We start from the raw sequence: 13,898 nt of genomic DNA, 5'->3' as shown, positions 1-13,898 counted from the left end.
GCCCGCTTACGTCAATTATAAGGCCTGTGAATCGAATCTGTCTAGAACGTTTTTCGAAGATAATTCGTCTTATTGCGCGTCTGATTCAAGGTGGTTGCTCTTGAGCGAGGAGAATCATTTCTGTGCATTTCTGCCCCGCTCAAGGTCATCAGTCCCCGGTTTGTTGTCTATGAGTTCAGGCTAGCAACCGCCACTGACGCGGAATCGGCCACAAGTCCCCAGCCTGACGGCCGCCCCGCATGCCGATCGCATGCCAACAAAGCGCACCCGCTCAGACGCGAACCCGTGCACCCGTGCGCCCGTGCACCGTGCACCGTGCACCCGCGAACCGTGCGCGATCTGGGCAGCGTTCCCCGACGAGGGCCATCGCGATCCCGTGCGGCCGCGAACCGTGCATCGGCGACCGCCCCGACCAACCCCAGAAAAACGAAATCCGCACCCAACGACATTGAATCCGCAGGCAGGAGCGCCACAGCTTTGCTTTCCCCTCGTCGGACCCGACGATCGGCGACTATTTCAGTGGCGTATGCCACATCTTTCCGTTATTGTATGACCATACAGGGACTGGACCCGTCGATACGGGCTCTGTACCCCACCACATTGGCGTGCACCCGGCTGAAAGTGAACACATGCATTATTGGAACGGCGCCTTTCACGAAGGCAGCGGCAAGAACCACACTCTGATCAATCCCGCCACAGGAGAGGCCACCGGCGAATATCGGCTGGCCTCCAGTGCGGACGTCAACGAAGCGGTGGCCGCCGCGAAGACCGCGTACCCCGCATTCAAGGCGCTGACTCCGGGTGAGCGCGCTGAGCTCCTGCTCGGCTTGGCCACACAGCTCGATGCCCGCTCACAGGAGATCGCCGAGCTCGAGTCCCGGCAGACCGGCAAGTCCATCCGCCTGGCCACCGAGTTCGACGTGCCCGGCACGATCGACAACGCCAAGTTCTTCGCCGGTGCCGCCCGGCAGTTGACCGGCCTGTCCGCCGGCACCTACTGGGAGCAGTCGACGTCGATGGTCCGCCGTGAGCCACTCGGCGTCATCGGGTCGATCGCCCCGTGGAACTACCCACTCCAGATGGCCGCGTGGAAGATCTTCCCCGCCGTCGCAGCTGGGAACACCATCGTCCTCAAGACTTCGGAGATGACTCCCGGCACCTCGCTGATCCTGGCTGAAGCCGCGACTGCAGCAGGCTTCGTTCCCGGTGTCATCAACGTCATCGCCGGTGACGGACCCGAAGCGGGTGAAACGCTGGTCACCCATCCCGACGTCGTCATGTCCTCCTTCACCGGGTCGACCAAGGTGGGCCGGCGCATCATGGAGCTGGCTGCGGCCAAGGGCTCCCGCGTGCACCTCGAGCTCGGCGGCAAGGCACCGTTCGTCGTGTTCGATGACGCCGACATCGAAGCCGCCGCCCGCGGTGCGGTCGCCGGTTCGCTCATCAACACCGGCCAGGACTGCACCGCCGCCACCCGCGCGATCGTCGCCCGCGAGCACTTCGACGCCTTCACCTCGCGCGTCACCGAACTGATGGAATCGGTGCGCATCGGAAACCCGGCCGACCCTGCCACCGACATGGGCTCCCTCATCTCTGTGACCCACCGGGCCCGCGTGGCCGCCACGGTCGATCGCGCTCGCGAAGCCGGCGCCACCATCCACTGCGGCGGTGAGATCCCGACGACGAACCACCTCGGCGAGGATCTGCCCGGCGACTCCGAGACCACGGCCTACTACGCACCCACCCTGATCAGTGGGATCGACACCAGCGCCGAGGTGTGGCGGGAGGAGATCTTCGGGCCCGTCCTCGTCGCGATCGCCTTCGACACCGACGACGAGGCGATCGCCCTGGCCAACGACACCCCCTACGGTCTGGCGGCGAGCGCGTGGACGAAGACGACGAACCGGGCGATGCGCGCGGCAGCCGACATCGAAGCCGGCTGCGTGTGGATCAATGAGCACATCCCGATCGTGTCCGACATGCCGCACGGCGGCTACAAGGCCTCGGGCTTCGGCAAGGACATGAGCCAGTACTCCTTCGAGGAGTACACGCAGATCAAGCATGTCTTCATCGACCACCACGACGACCCGCACCACGAGTGGCAGGACACCATCTTCACGTCCTGAACGATCACTCAGCACCGGTGGTCCGCTGCTCTCACCCGGGCAGCGGACTGCCGGGCCCCAGCTCCCGCCCCAGCTCCCCAAGCACCCTTTGACAAGGAAGTCAGGAGGACCCTCTTGGACCTCAACAGTCTCGACCTCGATATCCTCGACGTCACGATCTTCGACGGCGCCACCATTCTGCCGGCGGACAGGATCAGCATCCGCGACGGCATCGTCACCGAGATCGGCACCGGCCACGCGCCCGATCCGGCCCCACGCACCATCGTCGCCACCGGCAAGCTGGTCACCCCCGGGTTCGTCGACGCCCACGTGCACACGACCTTCGGCGGTCAGGAATCGCTGGCCTGTGATCTCAGTGAGATCGACGGCATCGACGAGACGCTGGCCGCGATCCGCGCCTACCTCGATTCCACCGACGAAGGCGCCACCGAGAAAGGCGCCACGGCCGAAGACTCCACCGAGCACGCGGCCACCCAGGAAGACACCACCGGGGGCTGGGTCACCGGCGGCGGCTGGTCGATGGCCGACTTCCCGGGCGGGGCCCCACGCGCCGAGCTCCTCGACCGCCTGTCGACCACTCGCCCGATCATGCTCGTCAGCCGCGATCACCACTCGGCATGGGTGAACTCGAAGGCGATGGAGATCGCCGGACTCGACGCCTCGACGCCCACCCCCGAGGGCGGAGTCATCGAGAAGGATCCGGACGGTTCGCCGACCGGCTGCCTGCACGAGTCCGCGATGGACATCGTCGGCGTCCATGTCCCGGCCGCCAGTGACGAAGACATCCTCGCCGGGCTCGTCGCCGGCCAGTCCTACCTCCACCGGCTCGGCGTCACAGCGTGGATGGATGCGATCGTCGGCGACTACTCCGGCCATCGCAGCCCCTACGACGCCTATGTCACCGCAGAGGCGACTGGGGAACTGCGCGCCGAGGTGGTCGGGAGCCTGTGGTGGCCGCGCGGGGTCGAGGACATCGACGCCCAGGTCGCCCGGCTCGTCGAACTGCGTCGCAGCGAGCCGGCTCCCAGCCCGGACGGAAGCACACCGAGCGCATTCCGGACCGATTCGGTGAAGTTCATGCTCGACGGCATCGTCGAATCCCGCACGGCGGCGATGAGCACCGAGTACAGCTGCGCCTGCGGCGGCTTCGGCACCAGTTACTTCACCCGCGACCACCTGCACCGGGCCTTCGCGGCACTCGACGTCGCCGGTTTCGACATCCACTGCCACGCGATCGGGGATGCCGCGGTCACCGCCGCACTCGATGCCTTCGAATCCATCGGCACGACGCGACCTGACGCCCGGCATCACATCGCCCACGTCCAGGTCGTCGACCCCGCCGACATTCCCCGGTTCGCCCAGTTGGGCGTCACTGCGAACCTCCAGGCGCTGTGGGCCTGCCGCGACCAGCAGATGATCGACCTCAACCTGCCCTGCCTCGGCGAGGAACGCAGCGACTGGCAGTACCCGTTCAGGAGCTTCCACGAGGCAGGCGCCCAACTGGCGATGGGCTCGGACTGGCCGGTCTCGACTGCGAACCCCTGGGAGGCCATCCACGTCGCGGTCAATCGCTCGCATCCGCACGACGGCGACGCCGCCGCGCTCGTTCCCGAACAAGCCATCGACGTCCTCACCGCCCTGCGGGCCTACACCGCAGGCTCGGCGCATCTGCTGCGCGCCCGGACCAACGGCCGCATCCGCCCCGGAGTCGTCGCGAACCTGGCCCTGGCGAGCGCGAACCCGTTCGACATCGCGTCCGAAGAGCTCCTCGACATCCGCACCGAACTGACGATCGCTGCCGGCCGCATCGTCCACGACACCTCCGCCGCGGAGTCAGCCCCGGCCGGCATCACCATCGACAGCCCTGCACCGACCACAACCGCCACCCCTGCTCCCGTTCGCTGAAAGGCAATCATGACCACTGCCATCCAGGAAGCCGACGCCCCGGCCACCGAAACCCTCGAACACCTCGAGATCCAAGGCGTCAAGAAGGACTTCGGCGCCACCACCGCCATCGAGAAGCTCGACCTGTCCGTGCGGCAGGGCGAGTTCCTGTCCCTGCTCGGCCCGTCCGGCTGCGGGAAGACGACCCTGCTGCGGATGATCGCAGGCTTCGAATCACCGACCGCCGGACGGATCCTCCTGTCCGGGACGGACATCGTCAGCCTGCCGCCGCACCGGCGCCCCGTGAACACGGTGTTCCAGTCCTACCTGCTGTTCCCGCACATGAACATCGCCGACAACATCGCGTACGGGCTCAAACAGGCGAAGACTCCGAAGTCCGAGATCCGCGACCGCGTCCGCGAGGTCCTCGCGCTCGTGCGGATGGAGGACTTCGCCGACCGCAAACCCGAACAGCTCTCCGGTGGTCAGCAGCAGCGCATCGCCCTGGCCCGGGCCCTGGTCAACCGCCCCGAGGTGCTCCTCCTCGACGAACCGATGTCGGCCCTGGACCGGAAGCTGCGCGAGGAGATGCAGCTCGAGCTCAAACGTCTCCACACGAAGCTCGGCACCACCTTCATCTTCGTCACCCACGACCAGGAAGAGGCCCTGGCAATGAGTGACCGGATCGTCGTCATGTACGACGGAGTGATCCAGCAGATCGGCTCCGGCGAGGAGATCTACGCCAACCCCGCCAACGGATTCGTCGCCGGTTTCATCGGCAAGCAGAACTTCGTCCCCGCCGAGGTGACCGCCACCGACTCCTCGGGCGCTCGCCTGCGCACGGCGAACACGGTGCTGGAAACGCGGTCCCTGACCGCCGGACCCGCCTCGGCGGCCGGTGATACCACGGCGCTGACGACCGGGGACAAGGTCAGGGCCGCCATCCGACCCGAGCGCATGCGCGTGACGCCCGCAGCCCCCGGCGGCCCCGAGACCAACAGTGCGCGCGGACGCATCCTGTCGGTGTCCTTCCTCGGCGATGTCGTCCAGTACATGGTCCAGGTGGGGTCGAACGATGAGATCCTCGCCCGGGTGCCCGCTTCCGGTGCGGAGATCCTCACCCCCGACACCGAGGTGGACCTGAGCTGGGATGCCGACTCCGTCGCCGTCTACGCCCTCGAGGACGGTGCCTGAGATGGGACAGAATCCAGACGTCCGGTTCCTGGCGCCGCGTACCGCGGCCGCCCGGCTGAGCAGGCGCGCCGTGCTCGCCGGGTTCGGGGTGGTGGGCCTGGGAGCGCTGAGCGCATGCGGTCGGAACACGAAGATGGCCGCCTCACCCGCCGTCGACGGCAAACTCGAGTCGAAGCTCAACCTCTACTCCTGGGGCGACTACGACAACCCCGCACTCATCGACGCCTTCAGGTCGAAGAACGATGTGCTCGTCCAGGTCGACTCCTACGGGTCGAACGAGGAGCTCATCGCGAAGCTGTCGACCTCCCGCGGCACGTCCGGCTATGACGTCGTGGTGCCGACCGGGTCGAACATTCCGCAGATGCTCAAGCACAACCTGCTCCAGGAGCTCGACTTCTCCCTGATCCCGAACTTCGCGCATGTCGATCCGAACTTCACCGACCAGTACTTCGACCCTGGTAACAAGCATTCGATCTGCAAGGCCTGGGGCACGACCGGGTATGTGTACAACACGACGAAGATCTCCCGGGAGATGACGAGCTGGCAGGACTTCATCGACGTCGCCCAGGACGAAGCCGCCGGCACGACCTCCCTGCTCGAGGATCCATGGGAGGTCAGCGCGCTCGCCCTGGCCTCGCTCGGATACAGCCTCAACACCGAGGACGAGGGGGAACTCGAGGAAGCCAGAACGATCCTCCTCGAGAAGGTCGCCCCGAACGTCAAGGCATACATCGGCAACGTCGCCACCGGCATGATCCAGGGCAGCTTCACCCTGCTCCAGGCCTTCAACGGCGATGCCCGGCAGGGCATGTCGGAGGTTCCCGATCCCGAGAACTGGAAGTTCGTGTTCCCGACACCTTCGGCGAACCTGTGGATGGACAACTGGGCGATCGCCACGGGGGCACCGCACCCGGACGCCGCCCACGCGTTCATCAACCACATGCTCAACCCTGACACCGCCATCGAGCAGCTCGACTACATCGGCTATCCGATCGGGATCAAGGGCCTGGAGGAACTCGCCGTCAAGGCGGATCTCACCCAGCCCGAACTCATCTTCCCGACCCAGAAGGTCCTCGACCGACTCGAGGCCAGCAAGCAGACTCCGGCGGACCAGATCAGAACGAAGATCTTCGCCGACGCCCAAGCGAGGAGCGGAGCATGAGCACTCAAACCCACCCGACGACCCGATCCGACGCGAGTCCGAACACCGGCCCGAATCCGAAGACCGGCACCCCGCCCAAGCTCGGCAGCAAGTCGGACCGCTTTGCCACCCGCGTCTTCGGCGCCGCGGCGATGTCGTTCCCGACCTGGGCCTATGTCCTGTTCTTCTTCATCGCCCCGGTCGCCCTCGTCGTGTTCTACAGCTTCGGCTACAAACCCGATCAGTTCACTGCCGTGGCCACCGATCAGCTCTCCTTCGACCGGTACCCCGAGGCGATGTCTGGCGCTTTCGTCACGACGTTCTTCGCAACCCTGCGGATCTCGGTCCTCGGCACGATCCTGTGCCTGCTCATCGCCCTGCCCTTCGCGTACTGGCTGGCGATCAAGGTCTCCCCTGCCAGGCGTTCCCTGGCCCTGGCGCTGGTCATGGTTCCGTTCTGGACGAACTTCCTCGTCCGCACCCTGGGGTGGCAGATCATGCTCTCCCCCGACGGCTTCCTGTCGAACTGGATGCAGGGTCTGGGTCTGCTCGACGCACCCCTCGACATCCTCTACACCCGCACCGCGGTGCAGATCGGCGTCGTCTACAACTACCTGCCGCTGATGATCCTGCCGCTCTTCGTCGCCATCGACGCCTCCGGTCACAAGCTGCGTGAAGCCAGCTACGACCTCGGCGCCGGAAAGGTGACGACGTTCCTCAAGGTCACACTGCCTATGGCGATGCCGGGCGTCGTCTCCGGCTGCCTGCTCGTCTTCATCCCGCTCAACGGTGACTACGTCACGGCGACCGTGCTCGGCGGTGCGAGCGGATCGATGATCGGTCAGCTCATCGCCAACCAGTTCAACACGGCCCAGAACTGGGCCCTGGGTGCGGCGATGGCGATGATCCTCATCATCGCGACTCTCGCGGTCGTGGGGATCGGCTTCGCCCTCCTCTGGCTCGGCCGGACGATCGCCGCCCGGATCAACAGTGTCCAGCTCACCGATGGGAGGGTCTGAGATGGCCAGGAAGAACACATTCGCCAGGCGCACGCCCACTGACATCGCGCTCCACGTCTGGGGCATCATCGTCTTCATCTACCTGTTCGTGCCGATCGCGGTGATCATCGCCTACTCGTTCAACAACGGGAAGGTGCTCGCGAACTTCCAGGACTTCGGACTCGGCGCCTACATCAGCGGCATCAACAACGACGTCATCATCTCCTCGGTCGTCACCAGCCTCCAGGCGGCCCTGGGCACCGCGATCGTCGCGACGATCTTCGGCACCCTCGGCGGAGTCGCCCTGGCCCGGGCCCGGAGGGGCGCGTTGTGGGCACTCGGCCTCACCGGTCTGCTCGGCCTGACCCTGGTCACGCCCGAGATCGTCGACGGCATCTCGTTCCTGCCCTGGTTCGTCACGGTGGGAGTCGACTGGGGCGTGTCCCCGCTCAACAACGGCCTGGTCCGCCTGATCATCTCCCACGCGATGTTCTCCATGGCGATCGTGACGTTCATCGTCCGAGCTCGCCTGGCCGGCATCGACACCCGGCTCGAGGATGCGGCCGCTGATCTCGGGGCCACGCCGTGGAACCGGTTCAAGGACATCATCCTGCCGATCGCGGCTCCCGGCATCTTCGCCGGCGCCCTGATGTCGTTCACCGTCAGCCTCGACAACACGATCCTCTCGAGCTTCGTCCAGCAGCCCGGCTACACCCCATGGCCGGTCTACATCTTCTCCGCCGTGCGTGTGGCTCTGCGGCCAGAGGTCGCAGCGATCTCGACGCTGATGTTCCTCCTCACGCTGCTCGCCCTGGCCTTCGTCGCCGTGGTGCTGCGCAAGACCGGCGGCAGCTCGACGGAGATCATCAAGACGATGGCCCCCTGAGCGCTTCCCAGCTCCGCGCCGAGGTGGGCGCCGGTTCGACCCAGCGCTCACCTCGGCGGCCCTGCCGCACTCCGCTCCACCATCCGACCGCACCGCATTCCCACCGCACCACCATCCGACCGCAGAAAGTGAAGTGACTTGATGGACGTCCACGCCGCATTGGCCGACGCTTCCACCGTGCCGTTCTGGCTCGACACCGACCAGAGCCCCGCACCTCAGCCGCCCCTCGAGTCCGACCTCGAGGCCGATCTCGTCATCGTCGGCGGTGGTTTCACCGGGCTCTGGACGGCGCTGCAGGCGAAGGAGCGCGACCCGGGACGGCACGTGGTGCTGCTCGAGGCGAACTCGATCGGCTGGGCCGCATCGGGTCGCAATGGCGGATTCTGCGCCGCGAGCCTCACCCACGGCTACGACAACGGTGAGACGCATCTGCCGAGCGAGAACGACCAGCTGGCCAGGCTGGGCCGCGAGAACCTCGACGAGATCGAAGCAGCCGTGGCGAAGTACGGGATGGACTGCGAGTTCGAACGCACGGGCGAGCTCGACGTCGCGACCGAGGACTATCAGGTGCCCGATCTGCGGGACGGTCATGACCCGGAGAACGGATTCTTCTTCTACGACCGGGACGAGCTGACACAGCTCGTCAGGTCACCGACCTACAAGGCTGCGCTCTGGGATTCCCGGGAAGTCGCACTGGTCCACCCGGCGAAGCTCTGCTGGGAACTGCTGCGCGTCATCCGCGAGCTCGGCGTCGAGGTCTACGAAGGCACGAAAGTCACGGACGTCAGCGACCAGCGGTTCACCGTGCGGGTGACGACCGAGCAGGCCAGGATCACCGCGAACCGGGTCGCTCTGGCCACGAACGTGTTCCCCTCACTGCTCAAGCGGGTCAGTCTGCACACCGTTCCGGTCTACGACTACGCGCTGATGAGCGAGCCGCTGTCGGATGAGCAGATGGCTGCGATCGGATGGGAGGGGCGGCAGGGCATCGGTGACTGCGCCAACCGCTTCCACTACTACCGGTTGTCCGCCGACAACCGGATCCTGTTCGGCGGCTGGGACGCCGTCTACCACTACGGGCGGCGAGTGTCGTGGAAGTACGACCAGCGGGAGGAGACCTTCGAGACCCTCGCCGAACACTTCTACGAGACGTTCCCCCAGCTCGACGGCGTGAAGTTCACCCACAAGTGGGGCGGGGCGATCGACACCTGCTCACGGTTCTTCTCGTTCTTCACCACCGCCTATCGGAAGAAGGTCGCGATGGCGGCCGGCTTCACCGGCCTCGGCGTCGGGGCCTCCCGGTTCGCCGGCACCGTCATGCTCGACCTGCTCTCCGGCGAGGAGACCGAGCTGACCCGATTGGAGATGGTGCGGAAGCTGCCGCTGCCGTTCCCACCCGAACCCGTCGCCTGGCTGGGCATCAAGATGACGACGAACGCACTCATCAAGGCCGACCGGAACGAGGGCAGACGCGGCCCCCTGCTCAAGGTCCTCGACACCGTCGGCATGGGCTTCGACTCCTGAGGCAGAGCCGGACACCGTTCACGGGAGGTCCTCCCACGCTTGATAGACTTGAGGCGAGCGCGGGAGGACCTCCCGAACACATTCACAAAGGAGCAGTGGACGCATGGCACGTGTCGTCGTTGAGGTGATGCCCAAGCCCGAGATTCTCGACCCCCAGGGCAAGGCGATCTCCGGTGGACTGGCCCGGCTCGGTTTCACCGGCTTCGGCGAAGTCCGCCAGGGAAAGCGCTTCGAACTCGAGTTCGACGGTGACATCACCGACGAGGTGCTCACCCAGGCCCGTGAGGCCGCGGAGAAGCTGCTCTCGAACCCTGTCATCGAGAACGTCGTGGCCGTTCGTCCCCACGAGGATGCCTGATGACTGCCACCGCCATCGACCCAACCGTCTTCACCCAGGGGGCCGGCGCCGAGGCGACCGACACCTCCTCGGCATCGATCGGTGTCGTGACGTTCCCCGGTTCCCTCGACGACCGTGACGCTGCCCGTGCCGTTCGCCTGGCCGGAGCGAAGCCGGTCAATCTGTGGCACGCGGACTCGACGCTCGAAAGCGTCGACGCCGTCATCCTGCCCGGCGGATTCTCCTACGGCGACTACCTGCGCTGCGGCGCCATCGCCCGGTTCGCCCCGATCATGGAGTCGGTCGTCTCCGCCGCCAACGCCGGCATGCCCGTGCTCGGAATCTGCAACGGCTTCCAGGTTCTCTGCGAATCGCATCTTCTGCCCGGTGCCCTGATCCGCAATGACCATCAGCACTTCATCTGCCGCGATCAGGACCTCATCGTCGAGAACTCGGAGACGGCCTGGACGCTGGACTACACCCAGGGCCAGACCATCCGCATCCCGCTGAAGAACGGCGAGGGCGGATTCGTCGCCACCGACGATGTGCTCGACGAACTCGAGTCCACCGGTCGCGTGGTCTTCCGCTACCAGGGCTTCAACCCCAACGGCTCCCTGCGCGACATCGCAGGGATCTCGAACGAACGCGGCAATGTCGTCGGCCTCATGCCGCACCCCGAACATGCCGTCGAGGCCGGATTCGGTCCCGAGTCAGGCAGCGGCGTCGACGGCCAGGGGATCTTCTCCTCGGCGGTTCGCTCGCTCGTCAAGAACGGCTGACACCACTCGCCCCAAGCGATCACTCACCCCAGGCTGCGTGGTTTCAGGGAGCGTGCGTCTGCACTTGCCTGAAGCAGCCTGATTCCGACCCCTGCGCCTCAAGGCCCAGGGGTCGAGTCGTCTCTCGGCCCTGCTCCTGAGTTCGGAGTTGACCCTGCCCCTGAGGGCAGGGTTTAGATTGGCGGAAGGAGGTCAGACGTGCGCATTGGAGAACTCGCATCCCGGGCCGGGGTGTCGGTCAAAGCGATCCGCTACTACGAGCAGATCGGACTGATCACCCCTGCCCGAGAGGTGAATGGGTATCGCTGGTTCGATGACGACCACCTCCGCGCGGTCACCGAGATCCGAGAGCTCAGCGCCATCGGGGTGTCACCGCAGAAGGCGGGTCCATTCCTCGAGTGCTTGGACCTCGGGCACGTGCACGGCGACGAATGCGTGAGCTCGCTCGCCGTCTACCGGGACACGATCGCCGATCTCGACGCCAAGATCGCGGCACTGTCCAACCGACGCGACATCCTGCAGGCCCGCCTGGAAAGCAGCGCTGGGCGAACATTTGAGAAGGAGAAACCGATGGCCGACTTCACCACTCTGCCGAAAGGGCTTCCCGTCCCCGAGGACGACGGCGCGGCTGCCAACCTTCCTGGTCAATCGCTGCCGGACATCACGCTGCCGACCAGCGATGGCGGCGCCGTGAGCCTGAGGACTCTGGGCGAGGGTCGAACCGTCATCTACCTCTACCCGCTGACCGGACGGCCCGGAGTCGACCTCCCCGAGGGATGGGACGCGATTCCCGGAGCACGAGGCTGCTCAACCGAAGCCTGCGACTTCCGCGATCATCACTCAGAACTCCTCGCCGCCGGCGCAGGGCGAGTCTTCGGTCTGTCGAGCCAGGACACGGACTATCAGAATGAAGTCGTCGAGCGGCTGCGTCTGCCATTCCCTATGATCTCGGACGCGGGACTGCAGCTGGCCGACGCACTTTCGCTTCCGACGTTCTCAGCACCCGGCCACGACCGTCTCTACTCACGACTGACGCTGATCATCCGCGACGACGTCATCGAGCATGCGTTCTACCCGATCTTCCCACCCAACACCCATGCGCAGCAGGTTCTCACCTGGCTGCGTGAGCATCCCTGAAGCGCAGACCCTGAGAGGACCACTATGCCGACACGACCGAAGTACAGTTCCACCTTCATCTTCGAAATCGGATCACTCGATGACGACTTCCACCGGATCGACAGCGAGATCGCTGAGCGTGCTCGTCAGATCCCGGGCTTCCTCGGCGAGGAGGCTTGGCACAACGAGGACACAGGCCTCCATTCCGAGGTGTACTACTGGTCGAACATGGACTCGCTGAAACAGCTGATCGCCATGGACACCCACCAGACGGCGAAGAGCCGGTATGGGGAATGGCTCGGCGAATACCGCGTTGTCATCGCCGAAGTGCAGTCCGTCTACGGGAACCCTTCGCTCGGCCTCGACCACGTTCCGCAGCTCGACGAGCACTCCCAGGGCCAGGACAGCCGAACTCCCCAGGAAGAGCAGGTATGACCGGTCTACCGGAGCGGCTCAGCCGAGAGGTTCGGAGTTCCTTCGGGCGAAGATCACCGCACCCGCCCCGAGCAGGAGGAGTACGACGCCTGCTGCCAACCCGGTGATCTCGGCGCCGGTGCGCGGGATCGAACCCGTCCTGCCTGAATCTCCGTTACCTGTGGAAACATCCTCAGACCCTGCAGTGACCTCGAATCTGCCTTCCAGCACAGTATCTCCACACGTGGCCACGACGTTGTAGGTGCCCACATACGCTTCCGGCCGATCCTCGAGCCCGAAGACCCTCACCGAGGCGGTTCCCGCTTCATCCACGTTGACCGTGCGGTCGAAGAGCAGTGCGCCAGGTTCGGTTCCCCAGACCTCGAACCTCACGGAATCGCGACCCGACCCGCAGTTGTGGACGGTCAGCTGCACTCCCTTGCTCTCGTTGACGAAGTCGGTGCCGGAGACCGTCTTCGGCGACACGGTCAGAGCCGGATCGATCGTGTCACTGCCATTCGGGGTGACCGTGAACATCGCTTCGGCGATGACGTCGCCGCAGGTGGCGCTGACCAGGTGCTCACCGATGAATTCGTAGCCGTCGTCGACGTCCTCTGCCAGCACGAAGGTGATGCTGGCTTCGCCACCGTCGTCGGCGACCTGTGTCTCCTCCCAGTAGGGCGTACCGGGATCGTCCTTGAGCTCGCTGCTGAAGAGCACCTCGGCGCCAGGAGCGCATCCGGTCATCGTCATCGTGACGCCGCTCTCGCGGAAGGCGGAGAGCTTCTGGGACTCGGGCGAGACCGTGAGCGCCGATTCTGCGTCACCCGGGTCATCGGCAATGACCTCCACACTGCCGTCGAAGGTGACGGGGTCGACCCCGGGGCGTTCGACCGTGACGGTGAAGTCGACGGTGGTTCCCGCCTCGATCTCAGAATTGCCGATGATCGTGCCCTCGAACAGCCCGTCGCGGGCCACGATGGTGGGATCGCCGAGGCTGGGAGTGACGATGTCCCCAGTCTTGAGTCCGTCGATGCTGTACCTGATGCCCTGATCTCGGTCGCGGATCTCCTCCGCGGTCAGCTGCGGCGTCAGGAGCGAGAATGTCGCGTCGATCGGTTCGGCCGCTTCGGTCGTCTCGGCGTCTTCGGTCTGCTCCGCTTCCTCGCCCCGCGCGGTTTCGCTTCGTTCCGCTCCTTCGCTCGGCGCGGTTTCGCTTCGTTCCGCTCCTTCGCTCGGCGCAGTTTCGCTTCGTTCCGCTCCTTCGCTCGGAGCAGTTTCGGCTTCTTCGCCCGGCGCGGCTCCCGAAGTCTGGTCGGCTCCCGAAGTCTGGTCGGCTCCCGATGTCTGGCCAGCTCCCGATTCGCCGCTCGGCTCTTCCCCCGCAGGAGGGTTCTCGGTCTTTCCGGTGCCTCCGTCGCTTCCCTGAGCGACGACGGCGCTCGAATCGTGCACGTCTTCGGCAGCAGCCGGCGCCACACCGAAGGTGACGAGCCCGA

Annotated in this window: 11 protein-coding genes and 1 pseudogene; 11 read left to right on the top strand and 1 reads right to left on the bottom strand. The window is 65.7% G+C overall.

Going from position 1 to position 13,898, the window contains the following annotated elements; genetic code table 11:
- The first annotated feature begins 629 nt into the window (after positions 1-629).
- From RIT73_RS16550 to RIT73_RS16500, 11 genes are all read left to right on the top strand, one after another.
- Positions 630-2,126: an aminobutyraldehyde dehydrogenase gene (locus RIT73_RS16550; RefSeq protein WP_309133203.1), complete on the top strand. Its 1,497-nt coding sequence runs from the start codon at positions 630-632 to the stop codon at positions 2,124-2,126.
- 114 nt (positions 2,127-2,240) lie between these two features.
- Positions 2,241-4,031 (top strand): amidohydrolase, encoded by a 1,791-nt coding sequence (locus RIT73_RS16545; protein WP_309133202.1) that lies wholly within the window; start codon positions 2,241-2,243, stop codon positions 4,029-4,031.
- Between the two features lie 9 nt (positions 4,032-4,040).
- Positions 4,041-5,204, top strand: a complete 1,164-nt coding sequence (locus RIT73_RS16540; protein ID WP_309133201.1) for an ABC transporter ATP-binding protein — start codon at positions 4,041-4,043, stop codon at positions 5,202-5,204.
- 1 nt (position 5,205) lies between these two features.
- On the top strand, positions 5,206-6,366 hold the full coding sequence (locus RIT73_RS16535) for a spermidine/putrescine ABC transporter substrate-binding protein (RefSeq protein ID WP_309133200.1): 1,161 nt from the start codon (positions 5,206-5,208) through the stop codon (positions 6,364-6,366).
- Positions 6,363-7,364, top strand: a complete 1,002-nt coding sequence (locus RIT73_RS16530; RefSeq protein WP_309133199.1) for an ABC transporter permease — start codon at positions 6,363-6,365, stop codon at positions 7,362-7,364. Before RIT73_RS16535 ends, RIT73_RS16530 begins: the two co-directional genes overlap by 4 nt.
- Before the next feature lies 1 nt (position 7,365).
- Complete coding sequence (locus RIT73_RS16525) at positions 7,366-8,229, top strand: ABC transporter permease (protein WP_309133198.1); 864 nt, start codon at positions 7,366-7,368, stop codon at positions 8,227-8,229.
- Between the two features lie 141 nt (positions 8,230-8,370).
- Positions 8,371-9,753, top strand: coding sequence for an FAD-dependent oxidoreductase (locus RIT73_RS16520; RefSeq protein WP_309133197.1), 1,383 nt, complete (start codon positions 8,371-8,373; stop codon positions 9,751-9,753).
- Between the two features lie 103 nt (positions 9,754-9,856).
- Positions 9,857-10,111 carry a phosphoribosylformylglycinamidine synthase subunit PurS gene (purS, locus tag RIT73_RS16515; RefSeq protein WP_309133196.1) on the top strand — a complete coding sequence of 85 codons (255 nt, stop codon included), beginning with the start codon at positions 9,857-9,859 and terminating at the stop codon, positions 10,109-10,111.
- A complete protein-coding gene (gene purQ / locus RIT73_RS16510) occupies positions 10,111-10,869 on the top strand; it encodes a phosphoribosylformylglycinamidine synthase subunit PurQ (RefSeq protein WP_309133195.1) in 759 nt (252 codons plus the stop codon). The genes purS and purQ overlap by 1 nt, the downstream gene beginning before the upstream one ends.
- Positions 10,870-11,067: 198 nt before the next feature.
- Positions 11,068-12,006: a redoxin family protein gene (locus RIT73_RS16505; protein WP_309133194.1), complete on the top strand. Its 939-nt coding sequence runs from the start codon at positions 11,068-11,070 to the stop codon at positions 12,004-12,006.
- A gap of 24 nt (positions 12,007-12,030) precedes the next feature.
- Positions 12,031-12,420, top strand: coding sequence for a hypothetical protein (locus RIT73_RS16500; RefSeq protein WP_309133193.1), 390 nt, complete (start codon positions 12,031-12,033; stop codon positions 12,418-12,420).
- A gap of 18 nt (positions 12,421-12,438) precedes the next feature.
- On the opposite strand, the pseudogene RIT73_RS16495 reads toward RIT73_RS16500, so the two are convergent.
- Positions 12,439-13,898: pseudogene (locus tag RIT73_RS16495) on the bottom strand (hypothetical protein); the annotation flags it as partial.

It is taken from the genome of Brevibacterium sp. (genome assembly GCF_031179145.1).
Lineage (GTDB): Bacteria > Actinomycetota > Actinomycetes > Actinomycetales > Brevibacteriaceae > Brevibacterium.
The sequence above is the reverse complement of the archived record's forward strand: the minus strand, read 5'-3'. Positions and strand labels throughout refer to the sequence as shown.